This is a genomic window from Pseudomonas putida, from assembly GCF_030159595.1.
GTDB lineage: Bacteria > Pseudomonadota > Gammaproteobacteria > Pseudomonadales > Pseudomonadaceae > Aquipseudomonas > Aquipseudomonas putida_AC.
The window spans coordinates 158,197-182,757 of the sequence record NZ_BSKJ01000006.1; the positions used below are offsets into that span (position 1 = coordinate 158,197).

Annotated in this window: 23 protein-coding genes; 12 read left to right on the plus strand and 11 right to left on the minus strand. The window is 62.8% G+C overall.

Annotated features, from left to right (window positions below):
* Positions 1 to 43: 43 nt before the first annotated feature.
* Positions 44 to 796 carry a COG4705 family protein gene (locus tag QQL85_RS15340; protein ID WP_284354360.1) on the minus strand — a complete coding sequence of 251 codons (753 nt, stop codon included), beginning with the start codon at positions 794 to 796 and terminating at the stop codon, positions 44 to 46.
* A 342-nt stretch (positions 797 to 1,138) separates the two neighbouring features.
* Here QQL85_RS15340 and QQL85_RS15345 point away from each other — a divergent pair, with 342 nt between their 5' ends.
* A complete protein-coding gene (locus tag QQL85_RS15345; protein WP_284354361.1) occupies positions 1,139 to 1,465 on the plus strand; it encodes a hypothetical protein in 327 nt (108 codons plus the stop codon).
* 117 nt (positions 1,466 to 1,582) lie between these two features.
* Positions 1,583 to 2,188, plus strand: coding sequence for a flavin reductase family protein (locus QQL85_RS15350; protein WP_284354362.1), 606 nt, complete (start codon positions 1,583 to 1,585; stop codon positions 2,186 to 2,188).
* Here QQL85_RS15350 and QQL85_RS15355 read toward each other — a convergent pair whose 3' ends face one another.
* Together QQL85_RS15355 and QQL85_RS15360 are read right to left on the minus strand one after the other, a co-directional pair.
* A complete protein-coding gene (locus QQL85_RS15355; RefSeq protein WP_284354363.1) occupies positions 2,189 to 2,455 on the minus strand; it encodes a hypothetical protein in 267 nt (88 codons plus the stop codon).
* Between the two features lie 16 nt (positions 2,456 to 2,471).
* Positions 2,472 to 2,765 carry a putative quinol monooxygenase gene (locus tag QQL85_RS15360; RefSeq protein ID WP_056801990.1) on the minus strand — a complete coding sequence of 98 codons (294 nt, stop codon included), beginning with the start codon at positions 2,763 to 2,765 and terminating at the stop codon, positions 2,472 to 2,474.
* A gap of 202 nt (positions 2,766 to 2,967) precedes the next feature.
* Here QQL85_RS15360 and QQL85_RS15365 point away from each other — a divergent pair, with 202 nt between their 5' ends.
* Positions 2,968 to 3,888, plus strand: coding sequence for an AraC family transcriptional regulator (locus tag QQL85_RS15365; protein WP_284354364.1), 921 nt, complete (start codon positions 2,968 to 2,970; stop codon positions 3,886 to 3,888).
* Between the two features lie 24 nt (positions 3,889 to 3,912).
* Here QQL85_RS15365 and QQL85_RS15370 read toward each other — a convergent pair whose 3' ends face one another.
* Positions 3,913 to 5,550, minus strand: coding sequence for a 5-guanidino-2-oxopentanoate decarboxylase (locus tag QQL85_RS15370; protein ID WP_284354365.1), 1,638 nt, complete (start codon positions 5,548 to 5,550; stop codon positions 3,913 to 3,915).
* A gap of 114 nt (positions 5,551 to 5,664) precedes the next feature.
* On the opposite strand from QQL85_RS15370, the gene QQL85_RS15375 reads away from it, so the two are divergent.
* Entirely contained in the window at positions 5,665 to 6,540 is an 876-nt protein-coding gene (locus QQL85_RS15375) for a LysR substrate-binding domain-containing protein (protein ID WP_284354366.1), read from the plus strand.
* 19 nt (positions 6,541 to 6,559) lie between these two features.
* On the opposite strand, the gene QQL85_RS15380 is transcribed toward QQL85_RS15375, so the two are convergent.
* The gene (locus tag QQL85_RS15380; protein ID WP_284354367.1) at positions 6,560 to 7,174 is read right to left on the minus strand and encodes an NAD(P)-dependent oxidoreductase; all 615 of its coding nucleotides are present in this window, start codon (positions 7,172 to 7,174) and stop codon (positions 6,560 to 6,562) included.
* A gap of 27 nt (positions 7,175 to 7,201) precedes the next feature.
* The gene (locus QQL85_RS15385) at positions 7,202 to 8,077 is read right to left on the minus strand and encodes an MBL fold metallo-hydrolase (RefSeq protein WP_284354368.1); all 876 of its coding nucleotides are present in this window, start codon (positions 8,075 to 8,077) and stop codon (positions 7,202 to 7,204) included.
* A 101-nt stretch (positions 8,078 to 8,178) separates the two neighbouring features.
* On the opposite strand from QQL85_RS15385, the gene QQL85_RS15390 reads away from it, so the two are divergent.
* Positions 8,179 to 9,084, plus strand: a complete 906-nt coding sequence (locus QQL85_RS15390) for a LysR family transcriptional regulator (RefSeq protein WP_284354369.1) — start codon at positions 8,179 to 8,181, stop codon at positions 9,082 to 9,084.
* A 257-nt stretch (positions 9,085 to 9,341) separates the two neighbouring features.
* On the opposite strand, the gene QQL85_RS15395 is transcribed toward QQL85_RS15390, so the two are convergent.
* The gene (locus QQL85_RS15395; protein ID WP_284354370.1) at positions 9,342 to 10,211 is read right to left on the minus strand and encodes an isocitrate lyase/PEP mutase family protein; all 870 of its coding nucleotides are present in this window, start codon (positions 10,209 to 10,211) and stop codon (positions 9,342 to 9,344) included.
* Positions 10,212 to 10,572: 361 nt separating this feature from the next.
* On the opposite strand from QQL85_RS15395, the gene QQL85_RS15400 reads away from it, so the two are divergent.
* Complete coding sequence (locus QQL85_RS15400; protein ID WP_284354371.1) at positions 10,573 to 12,024, plus strand: MDR family MFS transporter; 1,452 nt, start codon at positions 10,573 to 10,575, stop codon at positions 12,022 to 12,024.
* 84 nt (positions 12,025 to 12,108) lie between these two features.
* Here the strand turns inward: QQL85_RS15400 and ttgR are convergent, their stop codons facing one another.
* A complete protein-coding gene (gene ttgR / locus QQL85_RS15405) occupies positions 12,109 to 12,741 on the minus strand; it encodes an efflux transport transcriptional regulator TtgR (protein WP_021785779.1) in 633 nt (210 codons plus the stop codon).
* 257 nt (positions 12,742 to 12,998) lie between these two features.
* Between ttgR and ttgA the strand changes: the two genes are divergently transcribed.
* The 6 genes from ttgA to QQL85_RS15435 all read left to right on the plus strand — a co-directional run bounded on the left by ttgA (position 12,999) and on the right by QQL85_RS15435 (position 21,966).
* Positions 12,999 to 14,153 (plus strand): toluene efflux RND transporter periplasmic adaptor subunit TtgA, encoded by a 1,155-nt coding sequence (gene ttgA / locus QQL85_RS15410; RefSeq protein ID WP_284354372.1) that lies wholly within the window; start codon positions 12,999 to 13,001, stop codon positions 14,151 to 14,153.
* A gap of 3 nt (positions 14,154 to 14,156) precedes the next feature.
* On the plus strand, positions 14,157 to 17,309 hold the full coding sequence (ttgB, locus tag QQL85_RS15415) for a multidrug efflux RND transporter permease subunit TtgB (protein WP_284354373.1): 3,153 nt from the start codon (positions 14,157 to 14,159) through the stop codon (positions 17,307 to 17,309).
* Positions 17,306 to 18,760 (plus strand): AdeC/AdeK/OprM family multidrug efflux complex outer membrane factor, encoded by a 1,455-nt coding sequence (locus QQL85_RS15420; protein WP_284354374.1) that lies wholly within the window; start codon positions 17,306 to 17,308, stop codon positions 18,758 to 18,760. Before ttgB ends, QQL85_RS15420 begins: the two co-directional genes overlap by 4 nt.
* Positions 18,761 to 19,037: 277 nt before the next feature.
* Positions 19,038 to 20,291, plus strand: a complete 1,254-nt coding sequence (locus tag QQL85_RS15425; RefSeq protein ID WP_284354375.1) for an OprD family porin — start codon at positions 19,038 to 19,040, stop codon at positions 20,289 to 20,291.
* Positions 20,292 to 20,443: 152 nt separating this feature from the next.
* Positions 20,444 to 21,367, plus strand: coding sequence for a LysR family transcriptional regulator (locus QQL85_RS15430; protein WP_284354376.1), 924 nt, complete (start codon positions 20,444 to 20,446; stop codon positions 21,365 to 21,367).
* Between the two features lie 74 nt (positions 21,368 to 21,441).
* Positions 21,442 to 21,966: a DUF962 domain-containing protein gene (locus tag QQL85_RS15435; protein WP_284354377.1), complete on the plus strand. Its 525-nt coding sequence runs from the start codon at positions 21,442 to 21,444 to the stop codon at positions 21,964 to 21,966.
* 31 nt (positions 21,967 to 21,997) lie between these two features.
* On the opposite strand, the gene pcaC is transcribed toward QQL85_RS15435, so the two are convergent.
* The 3 genes from pcaC to QQL85_RS15450 are packed head-to-tail and all read right to left on the minus strand — an operon-like array spanning position 21,998 to position 24,559.
* Positions 21,998 to 22,393: a 4-carboxymuconolactone decarboxylase gene (gene pcaC / locus QQL85_RS15440; RefSeq protein ID WP_003259581.1), complete on the minus strand. Its 396-nt coding sequence runs from the start codon at positions 22,391 to 22,393 to the stop codon at positions 21,998 to 22,000.
* A 10-nt stretch (positions 22,394 to 22,403) separates the two neighbouring features.
* Positions 22,404 to 23,195: a 3-oxoadipate enol-lactonase gene (pcaD, locus tag QQL85_RS15445; RefSeq protein WP_284354378.1), complete on the minus strand. Its 792-nt coding sequence runs from the start codon at positions 23,193 to 23,195 to the stop codon at positions 22,404 to 22,406.
* A gap of 11 nt (positions 23,196 to 23,206) precedes the next feature.
* Positions 23,207 to 24,559 carry a 3-carboxy-cis,cis-muconate cycloisomerase gene (locus QQL85_RS15450; protein WP_284354379.1) on the minus strand — a complete coding sequence of 451 codons (1,353 nt, stop codon included), beginning with the start codon at positions 24,557 to 24,559 and terminating at the stop codon, positions 23,207 to 23,209.
* Between the last annotated feature and the right edge of the window lie 2 nt (positions 24,560 to 24,561).

The following is a 24,561-nucleotide window of genomic DNA, read 5'->3' on the forward strand; positions in this document are numbered from 1 at the left end:
GATTAGAAGTCCTGTTCGGCTCATCAGCCCCCTTGAACCTGGTTCAGGACATCTCCAACGCCTGACGCGGCTCACGGCGCTGGTACCAGCTGGCCATCAGCACCAGTACCAGCAGTACCCCGCCCAGCACTGCCGACGAACCGATTGTGCCGAAGTCCAGGCCGCCCTTTTCATGAGGTTTGGTGAGGAAGTCGCCCAAGGTGGCGCCAAACGGGCGGGTGAGTACAAATGCCACCCAGAACAACACCACGCCAGGGATGCGCGTCCAGTAGCGAGCCACCACTACCAGTGCAATGGCGCTGCCGATGAGCAACGCGCCGCCAGCAAAACCGAGCCCCGAATCATCGGCCAGGTAATCGCCCAGGGCGGTGCCGAGCGTGTTGGAAAACAGGATCGCCACCCAATAGAACAGCTCGCCCGTGCGGTTCTTGATGCGGGTGACATCCAGCGGGTTGCCGCTCAGGCGCCAGACCAGGAAGGTCAGCAGCAGGATGCCGATGAGCAGGGCCGACCCTGTGGCGTAACCCAGGCCCAGGGTGCGGTCCATGAAATCGGACATGGTGGTACCGGCGGTACTGGTGGAGAGGATCACCAGCCAATACAGCATCGGGTGGTAGCGACGCGAGTAAAGCTGGCCGAGCAAGGTCAGCAGGAACACGCTGATCAGCAGCAGCGAGCTGACTGCATAGCCGACGTTCAGCGTCATCGACAGCAAGTCGCCTGCCGTTTCGCCAAGGGTGGTAGCGCAGATCTTCATGACCCAGAAGGCCAATGTGATTTGCGGAAGTTTGTTCATTGTTGTGCCGCTCCAGTTTGAGGTGCGGCGATGGTGCTGATCAGCGTTTGAAAAATCGGTTGGTGATGTATGAAAAAAGCGTTGATAGATCTTTGAAACAAGATATTTCGTTCTTAACGCCCCATTAATTCCCGCCTTTCAAGCTGCAATGGCTGACAGAACAACGACGCGAGGGCTTGCGGCGCCTGATTCACTCCGCTGCCTGATTCACGCGAAGCGTACACAATTACATCGATTAATTCGATTTATTAGCGCTATTTTTTGCGCTTTTTAATCAATTTTATCGGCGTAAGATTGAACCCATAGAAACAAACAACCTCTCGAACCCCTGGAGCAACGACCATGAAAAACAAACTGATCCTCACCCTGGCCCTCTCGGTTTTCGCCGCCGGCGCCTTCGCCGAAGATGGCTTCGACCGTACCAGCGCCCACACCTTTGCAGCGGTGCAAAGCCAGTCTGCGACCTACGCTGAAGATGGCTTCGACCGCACGGGTGGCCAACGCTTCGCCGAAGACGGCTTCGACCGCACGGGTGGCCAACGCTTCGCCGAAGACGGCTTCGACCGTACTGGTGGCCAACGCTTCGCCGAAGACGGCTTCGACCGCACGGGTGGTCAACGCTTCGCCGAAGACGGATTCGACCGCACCAATGCCCACCGCATCAGCTGATCCCTGATGCGTGCACCCAGCCCGGCTTTGGCCGGGCTTGATCATTTGCAGACGGGCACAGGCTTGGCACACTAGGCACCTCGCAACCCAGGAGGTGGGCCCGCAAGCCCAGCACAGATGTACTACTACGAACCTGCCAAAGGCCACGGCCTGCCACACGACCCGTTCAATGCCATCGTCGGCCCCCGCCCTATCGGCTGGATCTCCTCGCAAGATCGTGAAGGCCGCCTTAACCTGGCGCCCTACAGCTTCTTCAACGCCTTCAACTACATCCCGCCGATCATTGGTTTCTGCAGCGTCGGGCGCAAAGACAGCCTGAACAACATCGAGCAGACCGGCGAATTTGTCTGGAACCTGGCCAGCCGCTCGCTGGCCGAGCAGATGAACCAAAGCTGCGCGCCAGTGGCTGCCGAGGTAAACGAATTTGAATTGAGTGGACTCACTGCCACACCGTCGAGCATCGTCAACGTGCCGCGTGTGGGTGAAACGCCAGTGGCCTTCGAGTGCAAGGTCAGCCAGATCGTCCAGCTCAAGCGGGCCGACCAGGAGCTGGTACCCAGCTGGCTGATCCTTGGGGAAGTGGTGGCCGTGCACATTGCAGAGCATCTGCTGAAAAACGGCATCTACGACACCGCTGCCGCCGAACCGATCCTGCGTGGTGGTGGCCCGGCGGACTACTTCGAGCTGGGTAACCTGTTCAAGATGGCCCGCCCACCGGCCTGATCACCAGATCAGCTCGCCCTCTTCGCTGACGCCTTGCAGGCGTTGCAGCTCGGCCGTAGCCGCTTCGTCGGCGGCCACGGCGCCCTTGAACACCTGCCCGTCGAGCACCTTGTGAAAGCGCGGTGCACCGCCCATGCCCAAGGCCTTGACCGCAATGGCAGCGCTATAGCCGCCACCGTCCACCGGCACCATCGCCGATACCGCTTCGAAATGAGTGAATTCCCTACGTGCCATGTTGCTATCCGCTTGGTTGAACAAGGGTGTCACTTTACCTCATCCACCTTCAATCGAAGGTATGCAGGTCCAGGCTGCTGACCACCCGCGCCTGCACCAGCTCGCCAAACACCTGCAACGTCGGAGAAGCAAAATAGCCACTCATCGCCTGCTGATCCTGCCAGCTACCGCTGAGCAACCACAGGTCGGCATCGGCCTGGGAACGCTGCACCGTGAAACTCAGGCAACCTGGCGCACGCAGCGAGGGTTCGAGCAGGTCACGCAGGCGCGCGCCCAGCTCCGCCGAGCGCCCGCTGCTGGCACGGATGAAAGCAAGGTGGGTGACCGGTTGTTTTAAGGTCATTGCACAATCTCCTTGAAGCAGGCGGACAGAAAAGCCAGGCTGCCAAGGTTAGGGGCTCACCCGCGCGGCGCGTTAGGCCATTACTGCACGCCGATTGCCTGATCCTGCAGCACGGCAGGATCAGGCAATCGACGTGCAGCTTTCGACTAGCGCCCGCCATTGCCCAAACCTATGCTGCGTCGGTCAGTAGAGGAAAGCCATCATGACCACCGCCACAACCACCGATCCGACCTTGGAAATGCAGCGCCAGGAGCTTGCGGAGCTGATCCGCCGACATGCCGGCGAGCCCCACGGCCCGGCGTCGGCTATTGATGACTTGTACCTGGTGCGCTACACCGAGAACGTACGCTCGGTACCGACCCTGGCACAACCCGCGCTGTGCATCCTGGCCCAGGGCAGCAAAAGCCTGTTCCTCGGTGACGAGCAGTACGCCTACGACCCGCTGCACTACATGGTCGTTTCGGTAACCTTGCCGCTAAGTGGTGTGAAGCTCGACGCCAGCCCCGAGCACCCCAGCCTGGGGTTGCGCATGGACCTGGACCCGGCAGAGATCAGCCAGCTGATTGCCGAAAGCGGGCCGATGCTGGTGCCTAACCGGCCTTCCGGCCGCGGCCTGTATGTGGACAAGACCGACGCAGCGCTGCTCGACGCCCTGCTGCGGCTGATCCGCCTGCTGGACACCCCGCGCGATATCGCGATGCTGGCGCCACTGTTTCGCCGGGAGATTCTCTACCGGCTGCTGCGCGGGCCACAGGGTTATCGGTTGTACGAAATCGCCTTGGCCAACAGCCAGACACACCGGGTTTGCCAGGCCATTACCTGGCTGAACCAGAACTTCCAGTTGCCCTTGCGTATCGAGGACCTGGCCCGTGAGGTAAACCTGAGCACCTCGACCTTGCACCACCGTTTCAAGGCCTTGACCTCCATGAGCCCGTTGCAGTACCAGAAGCAACTGCGCCTGCAAGAGGCGCGGCGGTTGATGCTCAATGACGGGCTTGAAGCGGCGGTGGCCGCCTATCGGGTGGGGTATGAAAGCCCGTCGCAGTTCAGCCGGGAGTACAGCCGATTGTATGGTGCGCCGCCGATTCGGGATGTGGCCAGGTTACGGGCCACTGCTGGCTGAATCCGGCACAGTTGAAGCACTGCATCAATCCAGCACTGTTTCTTGCCACTGATTCTGGTCAACCTGAATCAAGGTCGGCCCCTTGCGCTCCATCGCCTGCCCCAGTGCCACCTGCAACTGCGCCACATCTGCCACCTGCTCCGCCGCCGCGCCCAACGCCCGCGCCACGCCGATGAAGTCCGGGGTATGGATATCCACCCCGACCGGCTCGATCGCCCGGTTGACCATGTACTTCTTGATCTCTTCGTACCCTTGGTTGTTCCACAGCAGCACGATCAGCGGCACCTGCGCCTCCACCGCACTGGCCAGCTCCGGCAGGGTGAACTGCAAACCGCCGTCACCAATCAGGCACACCGCAGGCGCACGCTGGCCGATTTGCTCCGCGCTCCCCAACCAGGCGCCCATGGCCGCTGGCAGCGCATAACCCAAGGTGCCGTAGCCGGTCGAGGCATTGAACCAACGACGTGGCTGGTCCATGTCCAATGTCAGGTTGCCGGTGTAGACCGGCTGGGTCGAGTCGCCCACCAGAACGGCATTGGGCAGTCGCTCAAGGATCGCGCTCAGCAAACGCGTCTGGCTGAGCGTTGGCTGGTCCCAACCTGCCGCCAGTGCCTGGCGCAGGCTGGCAACGCGGGCCACACCCCAGGTGCTTTCGCGCACGGGTTGCGGCTGGGCCTGCAAGGCACCGAGCAATGCTTCGGCGGCCAGCTCGGCATCGGCCACCAACGCAAGCTCGGGCAAGTAATTGCGCACGGTCTGGTCCGGGTCGATGTCGATGCGCAGCAGGCTGCCCGGGATTTCGAAACCACCCTTGAAGGTCACGTCATAATCGGTTTCGGCCAGTTCGGTGCCGATCGCCAGCACCACGTCGGCCTCAGCCACCAGCGCCCGTGTAGCGGGCAGCGACTGGGTCGAACCGATCTGCAACGGATGGCTGGCCGGCAACAAACCCTTGGCGTTGATGGTCAGAGCCACCGGGGCCTGAAGGTGCTCGGCCAGGCGTGCCAACGCAGCACCGGCTGCCAACGCGCCGCCGCCTGCCAGGATCAACGGCCGCTTTGCACCTGCAAGGCGCTCGGCCATCTGTGCCACGGCCTGCGGCGCTGCCCCTGCCCGGCTGCCACGCACCGGACGCCCCGGCAGCAGGAAGTCGGCCGGTTCGACCAGCACGTCCAGCGGGATTTCGATATGCACCGGGCGTGGCCGGGCGCTGTCGAACACGGCGAATGCCCGGGCCAGCACCTGCGGCAGGTCGGCGGCACTCATCAAGGTGTGGGAAAACGCCGCCACACCCGCCACCAGCGCTGCCTGGTTGGGCAGCTCGTGCAGCTTGCCACGGCCACCGCCCAGTTGGTCACGCGACTGTACGCTGGAAATCACCAACATCGGGATCGAGTCGGCATAGGCCTGGCCCATCGCCGTGGTGATGTTGGTCATGCCCGGGCCGGTGATGATGAAGCAGACCCCGGGTTTGCCACGCGTGCGCGCATAGCCGTCAGCCATGAACCCGGCACCCTGCTCATGGCGCGGGGTGATGTGGCGAATGGACGAGCCCGCCAGGCCACGGTAGAGCTCCACGGTATGTACACCAGGAATGCCGAAGACATGGTCAACGCCATAGCCTTCAAGGAGATTGACCAGTACTTCGCCGCAGGTTGCCATCGGGTTTCACCATGAATCTTGTTGGAGTGTGCCCTTATTGGACCCAAGCGACGGCTATCGCCACAATGCAAAAAAACACATACTAGCCATGTCCTGTAATCATGGCTCAGCGCAATGAAACGACTCCCCCCCCTGCCCGCCTTGCACACCTTTCTGGTCACCGCCCAGCACTGCAATTTCACCCGGGCCGGGCAACAGTTGCACATCACCCAAGGCGCCGTCAGCCGCCAGATTGCAGCCCTCGAAGAGCACCTGGGTTATGCCCTGTTCCAGCGCCAGGCCCGCGGGCTCAGCCTGACCCGTGAAGGCCAGGACTGGCTGCCACGCGTGCAGCAAGTGTTCGCGCTGATTGAGCAAAGCGTGCGTGAAGTAGGGGGACGCAGCACAACGTTGCAGCTCAAGGCCCCCACCTGCGTGATGCGCTGGCTGCTGCCGCGCCTGATGGAATGGCAGGCACTGCGACCGGACGTGCCGGTGGAGCTGACCACCACGGTACAACACGGAGTGGATTTTCGGCGCGAGGGCTTTGATGCGGCGGTGGTCTATGGCGATGCGCCGAACCCTGGGCTGCATGTGCGCAAGCTGTTCGATGAGCAACTTACACCCGTGTGTGCGCCCTCGCTGCGCGAAGGGCCGGTACCGTTGCAGCAGGTGGAAGACCTGGCGCGGCACATGTTGCTGCACCCGTCGCGGGATGAACATGACTGGCAGCTGTGGTTGCGGGCGGCTGGGGTGATGTTGGCTACGCATGGGCCGAAGCAGCACTTCGAGACGCTGGACATGGCGATGGCCATGGCCTCGCAGGGAACGGGGGTGGCGATCGGCGACTGGTCGCTGATTGGTGATGACTTGCGCGGGGGGCGGCTGTGCATGCCGTTTACGCTCAAGGTGGTGACCGGTAAGGCGTATTACCTGGCGAGCCAGGCCAAAAGCTTGCCGCCGGGGTTGGTGGCGTTGCTGGATTGGCTGGAGCACCAGGCAAGTCAGTGAGGGCCTCTTCGCGGGCGACTTAGTACCCGACCGTGAAGCGCTGCCGCGAATGCGCCGGCTTTTCCAGCTCATCGATCAAAGCAATCGCAAAGTCGGCAAAGGTGATCCAGCTTTTGCCGTCTGCACCAATCAGCAGATGGTCCTTGCCCAGCGTGTACCGCCCGCTGCGCTCACCTTCGACAAACTCCGCCGACGGTGACAGGAAGGTCCAGTCCAGGTTCGGCTCGCGTTGCAGCGTCTCCAGAAAGCGCACCCCGGCAGTAGCCTCGGCCTTGTAGGCTTCCGGGAAATCCGGGCTGTCGATCACCCGGTGCCCCGACGGCAGCAACAGGCTACCTGCACCACCCACCACCAGTAGGCGCTTGACCCCGGCCCGCTTGACCGGTTCGATGATTGCGTGCGGCTCGATGGTCGAGAAATGCGCCGCGCTCAGTACGGCGTCCACGCCCGCGACCGCGGCTTGCAGAGCCGCGCTGTCCTTGGCATCCAGCGCCTTGACGGTGACCCCTTCCCGGCCCTGCAGTTTCGAAGGGTCACGGGCGATGGCCAACACACTGTGGCCACGGCGCAGGGCTTCTTCCAGCAACTGGCTGCCAGCGCGGCCAGTGGCACCGATGATTGCGATCTTGCTCATGGGAAACTCTCCATCAGTTGAACGGAATTACCACTTCATTTCGCCCTTGGCGACCTTGGCCCCCAGCTCCAGCGAGCTTTCATCGGCCAGGCCCGGGTAACGTTGCTTCATGGCCTCGATCAGCGCGCCAGCGTCTTTTGCCTTGGCCGCTTCGGCATCGAAGTCACGAATGTAATTCGCCGTGAAACGCACAGCCTCCAGCGAGCGGCTACTATCCCCCAGGTAATGGCCCGGGATGACCGTACGCGGCGCCAGCGCTTCGATGTGGGCCAGAGTGCCGAGCCAGTCGGCATGCGACTGGGCCGTCTGGGTATCGGCCATCCACACATGAATGTGCTCGGACACCACCACGCCCCCGACCACCGCCTTGATCGACGGGATCCACACAAAGCTGCGATCTGGTTGTGGGCCGTCCAGGCCAACCACCTCGAGGGCCTGCCCTTCCAAGGTCAGGTGGTTGCCTTCAAGTACCTGCGGCAGCACCAGCCGCGCCGGCTTGTCCGCGCCCATCTGCGGCCCCCAGTACGCCAGCTTGGCATCCATGGTCTGGCGGATGTGGGCAACGGTCGCTGCCGAGGCCAGCACCTTGGCGTCGGGGAACGCCTGGGTCAGGGTGTTCAGGCCAAAGTAGTAGTCCGGGTCACCATGGCTGATGTAGATGGTGGTCAGGTGCTTGCCGCCAGCTTGCAGCCGCTGCACCAGTTGCTGGGCCTGAGCCTTGCCGAACTGGGCATCGACCAGCACGGCGTCGTGCTCGCCACTGACAATCACCGAGCTGACCGGGAAAATCGCCTCGTGCCCGGGGTTGTAAACTTCCAGCTTCAAGGGTTCGGCGGCCAGCGCCGGGCCGGCCAGGGTAACGCAGGCCAGCAGCAGGCCACGCAAGGGAGTGAACAGGGACATTGGCAAGCCTTCCGAAGAACGATGCCCAACAGCTTAGTTGCCCGATCCGTCACAAAAAATGCGATGCTCAACTATAGTTTGTTTCTGAAATCGGGCAAATCATGGACCGTCTCAACGCCATGCGCGTTTTCGTCACCGTCGTCGACCTGGGCAGCCAGTCGGCAGCGGCGGATCATCTGCAGCTTTCACGGCCGGTGGTCTCGCGCTACCTGGCAGAGCTTGAAGACTGGATGGGCGCGCGCCTGATGCAGCGCACTACGCGCAAGCTCAGCCTCACCGCCGCGGGCCAGGAAACCCTGCCCCGCTGCCGGCAACTGCTGGAACTGGCCGGGGACCTGCAAGCGGCAGTGCAACAGCCGGATGAAGCGCCAAAGGGTGCGCTGCGGATCAGCGTCAGTACCTCATTCGGCCAGGCGCAATTGGTGGATGCAGTGGCGGCCTATGTGCGGCGCTATCCTGGGGTGAAGGTGGAACTGCAGATGCTCGATCGCACCGTCAACCTGGTGGACGAGCGCATCGACCTTGCCATTCGCACCAGCAACGACCTGGACCCCAACCTGATCGCCCGGCGCCTGAGCGTGTGCCGCTCGGCGGTGTGCGCGGCGCCGGCCTACCTGAACGCGCACGGCACCCCGCAGCGGGTCGAAGAACTGAGCCGGCATAACTGCCTGACCCATGCCTATTTCGGCCATAGCCTGTGGCACTTCGAGGTGGGCGGCCAACCGATCGCCGTGCCGGTGACGGGGAACATCAGTGCCAACGAGGCGATGACACTGCAGAAGGCCGCGCTGGCTGGCGCGGGTATCGCCATGCTGCCGACCTACCAGGCCGCCGATGCCCTGCGCCGGGGCGAACTGGTGCGCTTGCTGCCCGAGGCAAAGCCGCGTGAACTGAACCTGAATGCGGTGTACACGTCACGCAAGCACATGCCGGCGACTTTGCGCAGCATGCTGGATTTTCTGGTGCAGCGGTTCAAGGACGAACCCGAGTGGGACCGGGATCTCTGATGTAACGTGAGAAATCGCCTACGATTAAAGGTATCACCTGTCGCTGTAACAGGAGGTGAGTACCATGGGCATCAAATCAAGAAGAGTCGCCCTTGTCATGGCCCTGACTGCTGTCGCAGGGCTGTACGGCTCAGCCTGTTGGCGCGCCGAGCTGCTACGGAGCCAGCCCAGTGCCGCCAACAGCTGCGAGCAGGCACATTGCGTGCCTCACACCGCAACCTTGAGCGCCGTCCGTTGAGTTGACGGCGCGCCGCCGGTCACTCTTCCACGCTCATGTATTCCTTGGCCCAGCGGATGTAATCCTCGGGCTGGGTGTAGGTGTGCGAGAGTTCGGTAGCGCTGAGGTTTTCCGACTTGTTCTGCTGGCCGCGCTGCAAGCGCAGGCAATCGTAGGTGGCCTTGATCGCGGCAAAGTAGGCCGCGTGACCATCGACTACGATGCGCACGCCCAAGCGCGCCAGGCGCGCGTCATCGCGCAGGCTCGGGTTGCCATAGGTGACCAGCATCAGCGGTACCGTCAGGTGCTCGGCAATTTGCTCAAGCTGCTCGAAGTCCTTCACGCCCACCATGCAGATGCCATCGGCACCGGCCTTCTGGTAGCTCTGCGTGCGCACGATGATTTCTTCGGTGGTAAGCACGCCCGCATTGGTGCGAGCAATGATCGACAGCGACGAATCGACCCGCGCCTCCAGCGCCGCACGGATCTTGCCAACGCCCTCTTCGACCGGGATCAGGTCGGTGGACTTGCGCCCGAACTGGGCGGGCAGCAAGGTGTCTTCGATGGTCAGCGCAGCCACGCCGGCGCGCTCCAGCTCGATTACCGTGCGCATCACGTTCAGTGCGTTGCCATAGCCATGGTCAGCGTCAGCCAGCACGGGCAGTTGTGCTACCCGGCCAATCCGTGTGGCCTGCTCGACGAACTCGCTGAGGGTAATGAGGGCAAAGTCCGGCGCCGCCAGAACCTGCAACGAAGCGACCGAGCCACCGAGGATGCCGACCTCGAAGCCCAGGTCTGCGGCAATGCGCGCCGACATCGGGTCGAACACCGAGGCGGTGTGGTAGCAGGAACCTGAAGCGAGCAGCTCGCGGAAGGCAAAACGCAGATCTTGATGGGAAGCCTTGGGCATGATCACTCCGCAATAAGTTGAAATTTGAACGGTAACTACCGACCCCTGTAATCGGGTCTACCTGACCTGTTCCAACCGTCGCCATCTGGGCGGTCATGCTCGACATGCAGGCAGAGGAATAAAAGGTGTGGGAGACAGACGCCTGGAAAAGCTGCGGCATATTGTTGCACCAAGCTGGTGCAAGCCGCGGATTTCAGCCCCTGTGGCATACCAACGATATCACGCAGCCATGCTGCACTGGATGAATGCGCCAATGCCGATTCGGCATAGGGGATGCAGATAGTACATAGGAAGCTACCTAACTCAGGTTACAATCCGACGTGCCCGCGAAGAGGCCGCCACAGACAAACAAGGTATTCCCGTGACCGCCGCCCTGCCCCCCACTACCCTGCGCAACGTGCTCACCGCCCTGATGCTGGCGATCTTCCTCGGTGCACTGGACCAGACCATCGTTGCCGTCTCGCTGCCTGCGATCTCGGCCCAGTTCAACGATGTCGGCCTGCTGGCCTGGGTCATTTCCGGCTACATGGTGGCCATGACTGTGGCCGTGCCGATCTACGGCAAACTGGGCGACCTGTACGGTCGGCGGCGGATGATTTTGACCGGCATCAGCCTGTTCACCCTGGCCTCGATCGCCTGCGCCATGGCCCAGGACATGCAGCAACTGGTGCTGGCCCGCGTGCTGCAAGGCATTGGCGCAGGCGGTATGGTCTCGGTCAGCCAAGCCATCATCGGCGATTTCGTGCCACCGCGTGAGCGTGGTCGCTACCAGGGCTACTTCAGCAGCATGTACGCAGTGGCCAGCGTCGCCGGGCCGGTGCTGGGTGGCTGGCTGACCGAGTATCTGTCGTGGCGCTGGGTGTTCTGGATCAACCTGCCGCTGGGGCTGGTTGCCTTGTGGGCGATCCGCCGTGCCCTCGGCGGCATGCCGGCGCAGCGCCGCGAGGCCCAGGTGGATTACCTCGGCGCCGTGCTGCTGATCCTCGGCCTGGGCAGCTTGTTACTGGGCATCACCTTGGTCGGTCAGGGCCACGTCTGGACCGATCCTGCCGTACTGGCGCTGTTCGCCTGCGCCGTACTGGGCCTGGCGCTGTTCATCGCTCATGAGCGCCGCTGCCCGGAGCCGCTATTGCCCTTGGGCCTGTTCAGCAATCGGGTGGCGGTGCTGTGCTGGGGGGTGATCTTTTTCGCCAGCTTCCAGTCGATTTCCCTGACGATGCTCATGCCGTTGCGCTACCAGGGCATCACGGGTGCTGGCGCCGACAGCGCCGCGCTACACCTGCTGCCACTGGCCATGGGACTGCCCTTGGGCGCCTTCACCGGCGGTCGCATGACCAGCCGGACCGGGCGCTACAAGCCGCAAATTCTGGCCGGTGCGTTGTTGATGCCAGTGGCCATTTTCGCCATGGCGTTGACCCCGCCACAAGCTGGGTGGCTCAGTGCATTGTTCATGCTGCTGACCGGTATTGCCTGCGGGTTGCAGTTCCCGACATCGCTGGTAGGCACGCAAAGCGCGGTGGACAGCAAGGACATTGGCGTGGCCACCAGCACCACCAACCTGTTCCGTTCGCTGGGCGGGGCCATGGGCGTGGCTTGCATGTCCAGCCTGTTGCTGGCACTGCTGCACCAGGGCGGGTTCGACATGTTGGGCAACCCTTTACTGGGGAGCCTGAAGGCAGGTGAAGTGGACCTGGTCACACAAGGGCGCCTGCTTGAGACGTTCCGGCACTTGCTGATGGGGAGTGCGCTGATTGCGGTGCTCGGGCTTGTAGCGGCAGTGGCATTGCCCGACCGGCAACTGCGTGGACGCTGAGGGTTCGGGGCCACCCGCTGACCCCGCCTTTAATCCCCGCTTAATACAAAGGGGAAACACTCCCTCACAATCCTTAACAAAGTGTCATTTGCGCAGCGCCGGGCTCAAGCGCAGCATATCCAGCCCGGTGTCGACCCATTTTTCGACATCACCCAACAGATCGACACTGTCTGGCAGCAACAACCAGCGCCCGATCAGGCCATCGACATAGGCAAACATGGCCACCGCCGCGCGCTCGACATCCAGCTCGCCAGGCAACTGGCCCCGGCGCACGGCATTGGCCAGCGCCAGGGTGATGCCCTTGTGGCAATCCAGCACCGCACCCTGGCGCTGCTGGCGAATTTCACACATGTCATCGGTGAACTCGCACTTGTGATGCAGGATTTCATTGATACGCCGGGTTCGGGCATCGAGCACCAGCTCGTTGAACACCTGCAACAGCAGCTTGCGCATGCAGCCAAGCGGGTCGACTTCGTCCTCGCTTTCGCTCGCCCGCGCCAAATGGTCATGGGTCTCGTGCAGGCTGTCGAGCAACGCCTGCACCAGCTCGGCCTTGTTGTTGAAGTGCCAGTAGATAGCCCCCCGCGTCACACCTGCCAGTTCGGCGATGTCGGCCAGGGTGGTTCGCGCAACCCCGCGCTTGTAGAAGGCCTTTTCCGCCGCCTCGATAATCTGGGCGCGGGTTTCCTGGGCTTCCTCTTTGGTTCGACGGACCATGGCAGTACAACCTCATCTGGCCCGAACGCGCAGCGCGTACGGGGAACGCTCCGGGGGCACCTCTGCGGGGAGCCTCACGGATGAGCTAATCAAGGGCTGTGGCGGTACCTAAGTACAACTCAGCGGTATTTACAAACAACCATGAATGTAAGTATATTCCTTAGCAAGCTATTTATCCACCCGATAGCAATTTTTCCAGATCAAGACACTTCCACTACTCTTGAGCGTTTCCCTGCTCCAGCGACCCGAGGATCCTCATGCAATTCAAGCCAGCCGTTACCGCTCTGGTTTCCGCCGTCGCCCTGGCAACCCTGCTCAGTGGCTGTAAGAAAGAAGAAGCAGCGCCAGCGGCGCAGGCTCCTCAGGTCGGCGTCGTGACCATCCAGCCTCAAGCCTTCACCCTGACCTCGGAATTGCCGGGGCGTACCAGTGCCTACCGCGTGGCCGAAGTGCGCCCGCAGGTCAATGGCATCATTCTCAAGCGCCTGTTCAAGGAAGGCAGTGAGGTCAAGGAAGGCCAGCAGCTTTACCAGATCGACCCGTCCGTATACGAAGCCACCCTGGCCAACGCCCAGGCCAACCTGCAGGCTACCCGCTCGCTGGCCGAGCGCTACAAGCAGCTGATCGACGAACAGGCCGTCTCCAAGCAGGAATACGACGACGCCAATGCCAAACGATTGCAGGCTGAGGCTTCGTTGAAAAGTGCACAGATCGACCTGCGCTACACCAAGGTCCTGGCACCGATCAGCGGCCGTATCGGTCGTTCTTCGTTCACCGAGGGTGCCCTGGTGAGCAATGGCCAGACCAACGCCATGGCCACCATCCAGCAACTCGACCCGATCTACATCGACGTCACCCAGTCCACCGCCGAGCTGCTCAAGCTGCGCCGTGACCTGGAAAGCGGCCAACTGCAGAAGGCTGGCGACAACGCCGCCTCGGTGCAATTGGTGCTGGAAGACGGCAGCCTGTTCAAACAGGAAGGCCGCCTGGAGTTCTCCGAAGTCTCGGTCGACGAAACCACTGGCTCGGTTACCTTGCGCGCGATCTTCCCCAACCCCGACCACACCCTGCTGCCTGGTATGTTCGTGCATGCGCGACTGAAAGCCGGGGTCAACGCCAACGCCATCCTGGCCCCGCAACAGGGCGTGACCCGTGACCTCAAAGGCGCACCGACCGCACTGGTGGTCAACCAGGAGAACAAGGTCGAGCTGCGCCAACTCAAGGCCAACCGTACCCTGGGCAGCGACTGGCTGATCGAGGAAGGCCTGAACCCGGGTGACCGCCTGATCACCGAAGGGCTGCAATATGTCCGCCCGGGCGTAGAAGTGAAGGTCAGCGAAGCCACCAACGTCCAGAAGCCGGGTAGCCCTGATCAGGCCAACGCGACGAAAGCAGACGCCAAAGCGGAGTAAACCATGTCGAAGTTCTTTATCGATCGCCCGATCTTCGCCTGGGTGATCGCCTTGGTGATCATGCTGGTCGGCGCCTTGTCGATCCTGAAGCTGCCGATCAACCAGTACCCCAGCATCGCGCCGCCGGCCATCGCCATTGCCGTGACCTACCCGGGCGCCTCGGCGCAAACCGTGCAGGACACCGTGGTACAGGTGATCGAGCAGCAGCTCAACGGTATCGACAACCTGCGCTATGTGTCGTCGGAAAGTAACTCCGACGGCAGCATGACCATTACCGCCACCTTCGAGCAGGGCACCAACGCCGACACCGCGCAGGTTCAGGTACAGAACAAGCTGAACCTGGCCACCCCGCTGCTGCCGCAAGAAGTGCAGCAGCAGGGTATCCGTGTCACCAAGGCCGTTAAAAACTTCCTGCTGGTGATCGGCCTGGTGTCCGAAGACGGCAGCATGACCAAGGACGACCTGGCCAACTACATCGTCTCCAACATGCAGGACCCGATCTCGCGTACGGCCGGTGTAGGTGACTTCCAGGTGTTCGGTGCGCAGTACGCCATGCGTATCTGGCTCGATCCGGCCAAACTGAACAAGTTCCAGCTGACCCCGGTCGACGTCAAGACCGCCGTGGCCGCGCAGAACGTGCAGGTGTCCTCCGGCCAACTCGGCGGCCTGCCAGCCTTGCCGGGCACCCAGCTGAACGCCACCATCATCGGCAAGACCCGTCTGCAGACTGCCGAGCAGTTCGAAAAGATCCTGCTCAAGGTCAACACCGACGGTTCGCAAGTACGTCTTGGTGACGTTGCCCAGGTCGGCCTGGGCGGTGAAAACTACGCGGTCAGCGCCCAGTTCAACGGCAAGCCGGCCTCTGGCCTGGCGGTCAAACTGGCCACTGGCGCTAACGCTCTGGACACCGCCAAGGCACTGCGCCAGACCATCAGCGACCTGGAACCCTTCTTCCCACCTGGGGTGAAAGCGGTATTCCCTTACGACACCACCCCGGTGGTCACTGAGTCGATCAGCGGGGTAATCCACACCCTGATCGAAGCTGTGGTCCTGGTGTTCCTGGTGATGTACCTGTTCCTGCAGAACTTCCGCGCCACCATCATCACCACCATGACCGTACCGGTGGTATTGCTGGGTACGTTCGGCATCCTTGCCGCCGCAGGCTTCAGCATCAACACCCTGACCATGTTCGCCATGGTGCTGGCCATCGGCTTGCTGGTGGACGACGCCATCGTCGTGGTGGAGAACGTCGAACGGGTCATGTCTGAAGAAGGCTTGCCGCCCAAAGAGGCGACCAAGCGCTCGATGGAGCAGATCCAGGGGGCCCTGGTGGGTATCGCCCTGGTGCTGTCGGCGGTACTGCTGCCCATGGCCTTCTTCGGCGGCTCCACGGGTGTGATCTACCGACAGTTCTCCATCACCATCGTCTCGGCCATGGGCCTGTCGGTGCTGGTAGCGCTTATCTTCACCCCGGCCCTGTGCGCCACCATGCTCAAGCCGCTGAAGAAGGGCGAACACCATGTGGCCAAGCGTGGTTTCTTCGGCTGGTTCAACCGCAACTTCGACCGCAGCGTAAACGGCTACGAACGCAGCGTCGGCACCATCCTGCGCAACAAGGTGCCGTTCCTGCTGGCCTATGCTCTGATCGTGGTCGGCATGATCTGGCTGTTCGCCCGCATCCCCACCGCGTTCCTGCCAGAAGAAGACCAAGGCGTACTGTTCGCCCAGGTGCAGACACCGGCCGGTTCGAGTGCCGAGCGCACCCAGGTGGTGGTCGACCAGATGCGTGAGTATCTGCTGAAAGAAGAAGCCGACACGGTGGCTTCGGTGTTCACCGTCAACGGCTTCAACTTCGCCGGCCGTGGCCAGAGTTCGGGTATGGCGTTCATCATGCTCAAACCATGGGGCGAGCGTTCTGCCGAGAACAGTGTGTTCAACCTGGCTCAACGCGCCCAGCAGCACTTCTTCACCTTCCGCGATGCAATGGTGTTCGCCTTCGCCCCGCCAGCGGTGCTCGAACTGGGCAACGCAACCGGCTTCGACGTGTTCCTGCAGGACCGCGGCGGTATCGGCCACGCGAAGTTGATGGAAGCGCGCAACCAGTTCCTGGCCAAGGCGGCGCAAAGCAAAATCCTGATGGCAGTGCGCCCTAACGGCCTGAACGACGAGCCGCAGTACCAGCTGACCATTGATGACGAACGTGCCAGCGCCCTGGGCGTGACCATCGCCGACATCAACAACACCCTCTCGATTGCCTTGGGTGCCAGCTACGTCAACGACTTCATCGACCGCGGCCGGGTCAAGAAGGTGTACATCCAGGGCGAACCCAACGCACGGATGAGCCCGGAAGACCTGCAGAAATGGTATGTGCGCAATGGCGCTGGCGAGATGGTGCCGTTCTCCTCCTTCGCCAAGGGCGAATGGACCTACGGTTCGCCGAAGCTGTCGCGTTACAACGGTGTCGAGGCGATGGAAATCCTGGGTGCACCAGCGCCAGGCTACAGTACTGGTGAAGCCATGGCCGAGGTCGAGCGCATTGCTGGCGAACTGCCAAGCGGCGTCGGCTTCTCCTGGACCGGCATGTCCTACGAGGAAAAACTCTCCGGTTCGCAAATGCCGGCGCTGTTCGCCCTCTCGGTACTGTTCGTGTTCCTGTGCCTGGCAGCCCTGTACGAAAGCTGGTCGATCCCGATCGCCGTGGTCCTGGTAGTACCGCTGGGTATCATCGGTGCCCTGATCGCCACCAGCCTGCGCGGTTTGTCCAACGACGTGTACTTCCTGGTCGGCCTGTTGACCACCATCGGCCTGGCGGCAAAGAACGCCATTCTGATCGTCGAGTTCGCCAAGGAGCTGCACGAACAAGGCCGCAGCCTGTATGACGCGGCGATCGAGGCGTGCCGCATGCGTCTGCGCCCGATCATCATGACCTCGCTGGCGTTCATCCTCGGCGTGGTACCGTTGACTATCGCCAGCGGCGCCGGCGCCGGCAGCCAGCACGCCATCGGTACTGGTGTGATCGGCGGCATGATCAGTGCGACCGTGCTGGCTATCTTCTGGGTCCCCCTGTTCTTCGTCGCAGTGTCGTCGCTGTTCGGCAGCAAAGAGCCGGAAAAAGACGCCACCCCTGAAACTCCACGTTATGAGGCTGGGCAATGACCAAGTCTTTGTTGTCCCTGGCGGTAACCGCTTTCATTCTTGGCGGCTGCTCGCTGATCCCCGACTACCAGACCCCGGACGCGCCGGTGGCAGCGCAGTGGCCGCAAGGCCCTGCGTACTCGCCGACACAGTCGGCGGACGTTGCCGCCGCCGAACAGGGCTGGCGCCAGTTCTTCCACGACCCGGCGCTGCAGCAACTGATCCAGACCTCGCTGGTCAACAACCGCGACCTGCGTGTTGCCGCGTTGAACATCGACGCTTACCGCGCGCAATACCGCATCCAGCGCGCGGACCTGTTCCCGGCGGTTTCGGCTACCGGCAGCGGCAGCCGCCAGCGGTTGCCGGCGAACATGTCGACCTCCGGTGAGTCCAGCATCAGCAGCCAATATTCGGCCACTTTGGGCGTCAGTGCCTATGAGCTGGACCTGTTCGGCCGTGTGCGCAGCCTGACCGAGCAGGCTCTGGAAACCTACCTGTCCAGCGAGCAGGCACGTCGCTCCACGCAAATCGCCCTGGTGGCCAGCGTGGCCAACGCCTACTACACCTGGCAAGCCGACCAGGCGCTGTTCAAGTTGACCGAAGAAACGCTGAAGACCTACGAGGAAAGCTACAACCTCACCCGTCGCAGCAATGAAGTCGGCGTGGCTTCGGCACTGGACGTCAGCCAGGCGCGCACCGCTGTGGAAGGTGCCCGGGTCAAGTACTCGCAGTACCAGCGCCTGGTCGCCCAGGACGTCAACAGCCTGACCGTGCTGCTGGGCACCGGCATTCCGACAGACCTGGCCAAGCCACTGGAGCTCAATGCCGACCAGCTGGCCGAAGTACCGGCCGGCCTGCCGTCGGACATCCTCCAGCGTCGCCCGGACATCCAGGAAGCCGAACACCTGCTCAAGGCCGCCAACGCCAATATCGGCGCCGCCCGTGCAGCGTTCTTCCCGAGCATCAGCCTGACAGCCAACGCCGGGAGCATCAGCCCCGACATGGGTCACCTGTTCGCAGGCGGCCAAGGCACCTGGCTGTTCCAGCCGCAGATCAACCTGCCGATCTTCAACGCCGGCAGCCTGAAGGCCAGCCTGGACTACTCGAAGATCCAGAAGGACATCAACGTCGCCAAGTACGAGAAAACCATCCAGACCGCCTTCCAGGAAGTCTCCGATGGCCTCGCGGCGCGCAAGACCTTCGAGGAGCAGTTGCAGGCACAACGCGACCTGGTGCAGGCGAACCAGGACTACTACCGCCTGGCCGAACGCCGCTACCGCATCGGTATCGACAGCAACCTGACCTTCCTCGACGCCCAGCGCAACCTGTTCAGCGCCCAGCAGTCGCTGATTACCGACCGCCTGTCGCAGCTGACCAGCGAGGTCAACCTGTACAAGGCGCTCGGCGGTGGCTGGTACGAGCAGACCGGGCAGGCCAACCAGCAGGCCTCGGTGGAAACACCGAAAGGCTGATTGAGTCTGTAGCAGCATCAAGCCCACCTTCGCGGTGGGCTTTTTGTTATCTGCTGCCTGTACCCGCGAAGTGGCCGGCACGGGAAAACAATTAACTAACTGGAACATTCCGTTCGATAATCGCCCCGTTCCGTTTGCGGCGAATTGCCTCACCCCCGCGCTACCCCGCAACATCCCCTTACGCAACGTTGCCCAAGTTCATCAAAAAGACCCGCACCTGCAGGCTCGATCCAGCAGTGCACCGGCTCGCCCCATAAAAACAAGAGATCCACGACAGATGAGCACTTTTCAACCCGCACGCCAGCTGCTGCCCGGCCTGTTGGCCATGTCCTGCACCTTCCCGCTGTTCGCCGCCGAAGGCGGTTTCATGGAGGACGCCAAGGCCACCCTCAACCTGCGCAACTTCTACATCAACCGCAACTTCGTCGACCCGGCCCACCCGCAGGGCAAGGCCGAAGAATGGACACAGAGCTTCATTCTCGACGCCCGCTCCGGCTTCACCCAAGGCACCGTCGGTTTCGGTGTGGATGTACTGGGCATGTACTCGGTCAAGCTCGACGGCGGCAAAGGCACCACCAATACGCACCTGCTGCCCGTGCATGACGACGGCCGCCCGGCCGATGACTTCGGCCGCCTGGGTGTGGCGCTGAAAGCCAAGCTGTCCGAGACCGAGCTGAAAGTCGGTGAATGGATGCCAGTACTGCCCATTCTGCGCTCGGACGATGGGCGCTCACTGCCGCAGACCTTTCGCGGCGGCCAGCTGACCTCGAAGGAAATCGCCGGCCTGACCCTGTATGCCGGCCAGTTCCGCGGCAACAGCCCGCGCAACGACGCCAGCATGGAAGACATGTCGATGAACGGCAAAGGCGCGTTCACCTCCGATCGTTTCAACTTCGGCGGCGGTGAATACACCTTCAACGACAAACGCACCATGATTGGCCTGTGGGATGCCCAGCTCAAGGACATCTACCGCCAGCAATACCTCAACCTGACGCACAGCCAGCCGCTGGGCGACTGGACCCTGGGCGCCAACCTTGGCTACTTCATCGGCAAGGAAGACGGCGCCGAACGCGCCGGCAAGCTGGACAACCGCACCGCCTCCGCCTTGCTCTCGGCACGCTACCAAGGCCACACGTTCTACGTCGGCCTGCAGAAGGTCAGCGGCGACGATGCCTGGATGCGGGTCAACGGCACCAGTGGCGGCACCCTGGCCAACGACAGCTACAACTCCAGCTTCGACAATGCCAAGGAACGCTCCTGGCAGGTGCGCCATGACTTCAACTTCGCCACCGTTGGCGTGCCTGGGCTGACCTTGATGAACCGCTACATCAAGGGTGACAACGTCACCGTGGGCAGCGTGGACGATGGCAAGGAGTGGGCCCGGGAGACCGAGCTGGCTTATGTGGTGCAGTCGGGTAGTTTCAAGGACCTGTCGGTGAAATGGCGCAACTCCACCATGCGCCGGGACTTCAGCACCAATGCGTTCGATGAGAACCGGTTGATTGTGAGTTACCCGCTGAATCTCCTCTGATTTTCCCGGCCTCTTCGCGGCGTCGAACCGCCGCGAAAGGGCCCAAGAACCATCAAATAACCTATAGCTATAAACAAATCAATAAACCTTCTTTGACGATATAAGCTGTAACAGCTTGAATAGGCCCCTGTTCCCCGCCCCAGAGCCGTGACATGGACCTCCGCCAGCTGCGCTACTTCATCGCCCTCACCGAATACCGCAGCTTCGTCCGTGCCGCCGAGGCCATGGGCATCACCCAACCCGCTTTCAGCCGCGCCATCCAGAGCCTGGAACACACCTTCGGCTGCCCCTTGGTAGACCGCGCAAGCAAAGCCCTGCCGCCTACCCCCGAGGGGCTGGTGGTGCTGCAACATGCTCGTCGCTTGGTGCAAGGCGCCGCGCAACTGAGCAACGAAGTACTGCAAATGACCAAGCTTGACGCTGGCGAGCTGCATTTCGGCAGCGGCCCGGCGCTGGCCGTGCGCTTGGTCCCCGATGCCCTGCGCCACTTCATCGAACGCCACCCGGGCATCCGCACCTCGCTGCTGGTGGACAATGCCGAACGCCTGGGTCAGGCCCTGCGCCGCGAACAGATCGAGTTTTTCGTCGACGATATCCGCCCGTTCGAAACCGACCCCAACTTCCACACCGAGCCCCTGTCGCCACGCCCAGGGCTGTTCTTCTGCCGCCCGGGCCATCCATTACTCGCCAAGGACAGCTTGTCGACCAACGACCTGTTCTGCTACCCACTGGCCAGCGCCCTGCTCGCCCCCGGCGTACGCAAGCGCTTGGCCAACCTCAGCGGGCGCAGCGACTTCACCCCGCACTTGCAAACCGAGCACCTGGCGGTGCTGCGCAGCGTCGTGCAGGCCAGCGATGCCATTGGCACCGCCAGCGAAGAGGCCGTGGCCGAAGACCTCGCCGCCGGCACGTTGGTGCGCCTGCACTGGCGCAACCTGCCACCTGCGCTGGAGGTGCTGAGCGTGCGCTGTGGAGTGGTCAGTCGCAGTGGCTATCGGCTGTCGCCAGCGGCGCGGGCGATGATCGAGACACTGGTGGGGCTGGATATGCCAGTGCGGGCTGCCGCCATTCGCTGAGCTGATGATGGTGTTGGCTGCGGGCTATCCTGTTCACTATCAGGCAACACAAAGCTGAACAGGGAGGCACAACAATGAAAAACCTCGTCGACCACCTGAGCCAATACGCCAGCTACCACCGCGACCCACGCAACATCGCCACCCACTTCGTCGGCATCCCGATGATCGTGCTTGCCGTCACCATCCTGCTGTCGCGCCCAGGCTGGGAGGTGGCCGGCATGTGGCTATCCCCTGCCCTGCTGGCAGCGGCGGCCTCAGTCTGGTTCTACCTGCGTCTGGACCTGCGCTTCGGGCTGGTGATGGGCTTGTTGCTGGGTCTGTGCCTGTGGGTAGGCCAGGTGCTGGCAATGCAGACCACAGTGCTGTGGCTCAGCGCCGGGCTGGGGGCATTCGTGCTGGGCTGGATCATCCAGTTCGTCGGCCATCACTACGAAGGCCGCAAACCGGCTTTTGTCGACGATGTCAGCGGCCTGATCATCGGGCCGCTGTTCGTGGTGGCAGAAGCTGCGTTCATGCTGGGCCTGTGCCCGGCCCTCAAAAGCGCAGTAGAACACAACGCCGGCCCTGTGGCCTTGCGGCAGAAGAATGCTGCCATGTGAACATGCCACGGCCCTATCGCCGGTACAGGCTTTACTGCTGGCGCGACTCTACGCCCAACTCATCCCACACCGACTCGGCCATGTGGAAGGTGGCGTTGGCCGCTGGAATGCCGCAGTAGATCGCGCTCTGCATGAGCACCTCTTTGATCTCGTCGCGGGTCACGCCGTTGTTGGCCGCCGCACGCAGGTGCAGTTTCAGCTCATCGTTGCGGTTCATGCCAATCAGCATGGCGATGGTGATCAGGCTGCGGGTATGGCGCGGCAGGCCTGGGCGGGTCCAGATGTCACCCCAGGCGTGACGGGTGATCATCTCCTGGAACTCGCCGTTGAAATCGTTGAGTTTTTCCAGGCTGCGGTCCACATGGGCATCGCCAAGCACTGCACGGCGCACTTGCATGCCGGCGTCGTAACGTTGTTTCTCGTCCATGGCGTTGTCCTCAGTGAGCCAGCAGGAAGTCAAGCACGCGGCGGCTGAAGGCCTCGCCAATCTCGACGTTGGACAGGTGCGCCGCCGGGAAGTCGACGTACGCGGCACCTTGGATACCGGCCTGCATGAAGCGGCCATGCTCGGGGGTAGTCACCACGTCTTCAGTACCGGCAACGATCAGCGCCGGCACCTGGATGCGGCCCAGTTGCTCGCGGTAATCGGCGTCACGCACCGCTGCACAGTTGCCGGCATAACCTTGTGGGCTGGTTTGCGCCAGCATCTGGCAGATGCGCTGAGCCTGTTCTGACTGAGCCTGGGCAAAGGCCGGGGTGAACCAGCGGGCGATGGAGCCATCACGCAGGTCGACCATGGCTTGCTGGCCGCCCTTGAGCACGGTGTCGATACGGGTGTTCCACACCTCGTCGTTGGCGATCTTGGCGGCGGTGTTGCACAGGGTCAGGCTGTGCAGGCGCTCGCCGGCGTTGATGCCCAGCCACTGGCCGATCAGGCCGCCCATGGACAAGCCTACGAAGTGCGCTTTCTGGATGTCCAGGCCATCGAGCAGGGCCAGCACGTCTCGTCCCAGTTGCTCGATGCTGTAGGGGCCTTCGGTGACCAGCGAGGCACCGTGGCCACGCGTGTCGTAGCGCAGCACACGGAAATGCTGGCTCCACAACGGAATCTGGGTGTCCCACATACCCAGGTCAGTGCCCAGCGAGTTGGACAGGACCAGCACCGGGGCGTTCTCCGGGCCATCGATCTGGTAGTTCAAAACGCCATCGGCCAGTTGCAAATGCGCCACAGCAGTCTCCTTCAGGCAGTGAAATGTTGATGTTCGGATACGGCGCGCGCCACCCAAACGCGGGCCTGCCCCAGGTAATGGGCAGGGTCGAGCAGGCGATCGAGTTCTTCGGCAGACAGCTCGGCACTGACGTGCGGTTCATCACCCAGCACCGCACGCAGGTGGCGCTGTTCGGCCACGGCGCGCTGGCAGCATTGCTCCAGCAGGTGGTGGGCGCGGTCGCGGCCCAGACGCTGGGCGAGGACGATGCTTACCGCTTCGGCCAGCACCAGGCCCTGGGTCAGGTCGAGGTTACGGCGCATGCGCGCCGCATCCACTTCCATGCCCTCGGCAATTACCTGGGCCTGGCGCAGCGCCCCGGAGACCAGGCAGCAGATATCCGGCAGGGTTTCCCATTCGGCGTGCCACAAGCCGAGGCTGCGCTCGTGCTCCTGAGGCATGGCGGCGAACAGCGTCGACACCAGGCCCGGTACACGGGTGGCAGCGCCGATCAGCACCGCAGCGCCCACCGGGTTGCGCTTGTGCGGCATGGTGGATGAGCCACCCTTGCCTGGCGCGGAAGGCTCGAACACCTCCCCCGCCTCGGTCTGCATCAGCAAGCTGACATCACGGCCAAACTTGCCCAGGCTGCCGGCCACCAGGCCCAGCACCGAGGCAAACTCCACCAGGCGGTCGCGCTGGGTATGCCAGGGTTGCTCAGGCAGGGCCAGTTTCAGTTGCTCGGCCAGGGCCTCGGCCACCGGCATCGCTTTGCTGCCCAGAGCGGCCAGGCTGCCCGAGGCGCCGCCGAACTGCAGTACCAACAGGCGCGGGCGCAGTTCCTGCAAGCGCTGGCGGTGGCGGGTCAATGCCCCCAGCACGCCGGCCAGTTTCATGCCCAGGGTCACCGGGGTAGCATGTTGCAGCCAGGTGCGGCCCACCAATGGCGTATCGGCATGCTTCAAGGCCTGCTGCGACAGGGTATTGGCCAGTTTGCCCAGGTCGGCTTCGATCAGGTCGAGGGCCTCGCGCAGCTGCAGCACCAGCCCGGTGTCCATCGCGTCCTGGCTGGTGGCGCCCAGGTGCACATAGCGCTCAGCCTCGGGCACGCCACTGGCAATCACCTTGCCCAACGCCTTCACCAGCGGGATTGCCGAATTGCCTGCGGTGGCGATGGCATTGGCCAGCGCACCCACGTCATAACGCTCGGCCTGGCATGCCGCCTCGATGGCGGCCACGGCGCTGTGCGGGACCAGCCCCGCAGCGGCTTCGGCACGGGCCAGCGCAGCTTCGAAATCGAGCATGCCCTGCAAGCGGCCACGGTCGGAGAAAATCTCGCGCATGGCCGGCGCGGTGAAGTAGGCGTCGAACAGTTGGTTGGTCATGC

Excerpts from the sequence above, each read along its gene's own strand:
- QQL85_RS15380 (WP_284354367.1), bottom strand. The coding sequence starts at position 7,174 with ATGAGCAAGATCGCAATCATCGGTGCCACTGGCCGCGCTGGCAGCCAG.
- ttgA (WP_284354372.1), top strand. The coding sequence starts at position 12,999 with ATGCAATTCAAGCCAGCCGTTACCGCTCTGGTTTCCGCCGTCGCCCTG.
- QQL85_RS15420 (WP_284354374.1), top strand. The coding sequence starts at position 17,306 with ATGACCAAGTCTTTGTTGTCCCTGGCGGTAACCGCTTTCATTCTTGGC.
- QQL85_RS15385 (WP_284354368.1), bottom strand. The coding sequence starts at position 8,077 with ATGTCCCTGTTCACTCCCTTGCGTGGCCTGCTGCTGGCCTGCGTTACC.
- QQL85_RS15370 (WP_284354365.1), bottom strand. The coding sequence starts at position 5,550 with ATGGCAACCTGCGGCGAAGTACTGGTCAATCTCCTTGAAGGCTATGGC.
- QQL85_RS15395 (WP_284354370.1), bottom strand. The coding sequence starts at position 10,211 with ATGCCCAAGGCTTCCCATCAAGATCTGCGTTTTGCCTTCCGCGAGCTG.
- QQL85_RS15340 (WP_284354360.1), bottom strand. The coding sequence starts at position 796 with ATGAACAAACTTCCGCAAATCACATTGGCCTTCTGGGTCATGAAGATC.
- QQL85_RS15450 (WP_284354379.1), bottom strand. The coding sequence starts at position 24,559 with ATGACCAACCAACTGTTCGACGCCTACTTCACCGCGCCGGCCATGCGC.
- ttgB (WP_284354373.1), top strand. The coding sequence starts at position 14,157 with ATGTCGAAGTTCTTTATCGATCGCCCGATCTTCGCCTGGGTGATCGCC.
- QQL85_RS15375 (WP_284354366.1), top strand. The coding sequence starts at position 5,665 with ATGAAACGACTCCCCCCCCTGCCCGCCTTGCACACCTTTCTGGTCACC.
- QQL85_RS15425 (WP_284354375.1), top strand. The coding sequence starts at position 19,038 with ATGAGCACTTTTCAACCCGCACGCCAGCTGCTGCCCGGCCTGTTGGCC.
- QQL85_RS15390 (WP_284354369.1), top strand. The coding sequence starts at position 8,179 with ATGGACCGTCTCAACGCCATGCGCGTTTTCGTCACCGTCGTCGACCTG.
- ttgR (WP_021785779.1), bottom strand. The coding sequence starts at position 12,741 with ATGGTCCGTCGAACCAAAGAGGAAGCCCAGGAAACCCGCGCCCAGATT.
- QQL85_RS15365 (WP_284354364.1), top strand. The coding sequence starts at position 2,968 with ATGACCACCGCCACAACCACCGATCCGACCTTGGAAATGCAGCGCCAG.
- QQL85_RS15360 (WP_056801990.1), bottom strand. The coding sequence starts at position 2,765 with ATGACCTTAAAACAACCGGTCACCCACCTTGCTTTCATCCGTGCCAGC.
- QQL85_RS15435 (WP_284354377.1), top strand. The coding sequence starts at position 21,442 with ATGAAAAACCTCGTCGACCACCTGAGCCAATACGCCAGCTACCACCGC.
- QQL85_RS15350 (WP_284354362.1), top strand. The coding sequence starts at position 1,583 with ATGTACTACTACGAACCTGCCAAAGGCCACGGCCTGCCACACGACCCG.
- QQL85_RS15430 (WP_284354376.1), top strand. The coding sequence starts at position 20,444 with ATGGACCTCCGCCAGCTGCGCTACTTCATCGCCCTCACCGAATACCGC.
- pcaC (WP_003259581.1), bottom strand. The coding sequence starts at position 22,393 with ATGGACGAGAAACAACGTTACGACGCCGGCATGCAAGTGCGCCGTGCA.
- QQL85_RS15345 (WP_284354361.1), top strand. The coding sequence starts at position 1,139 with ATGAAAAACAAACTGATCCTCACCCTGGCCCTCTCGGTTTTCGCCGCC.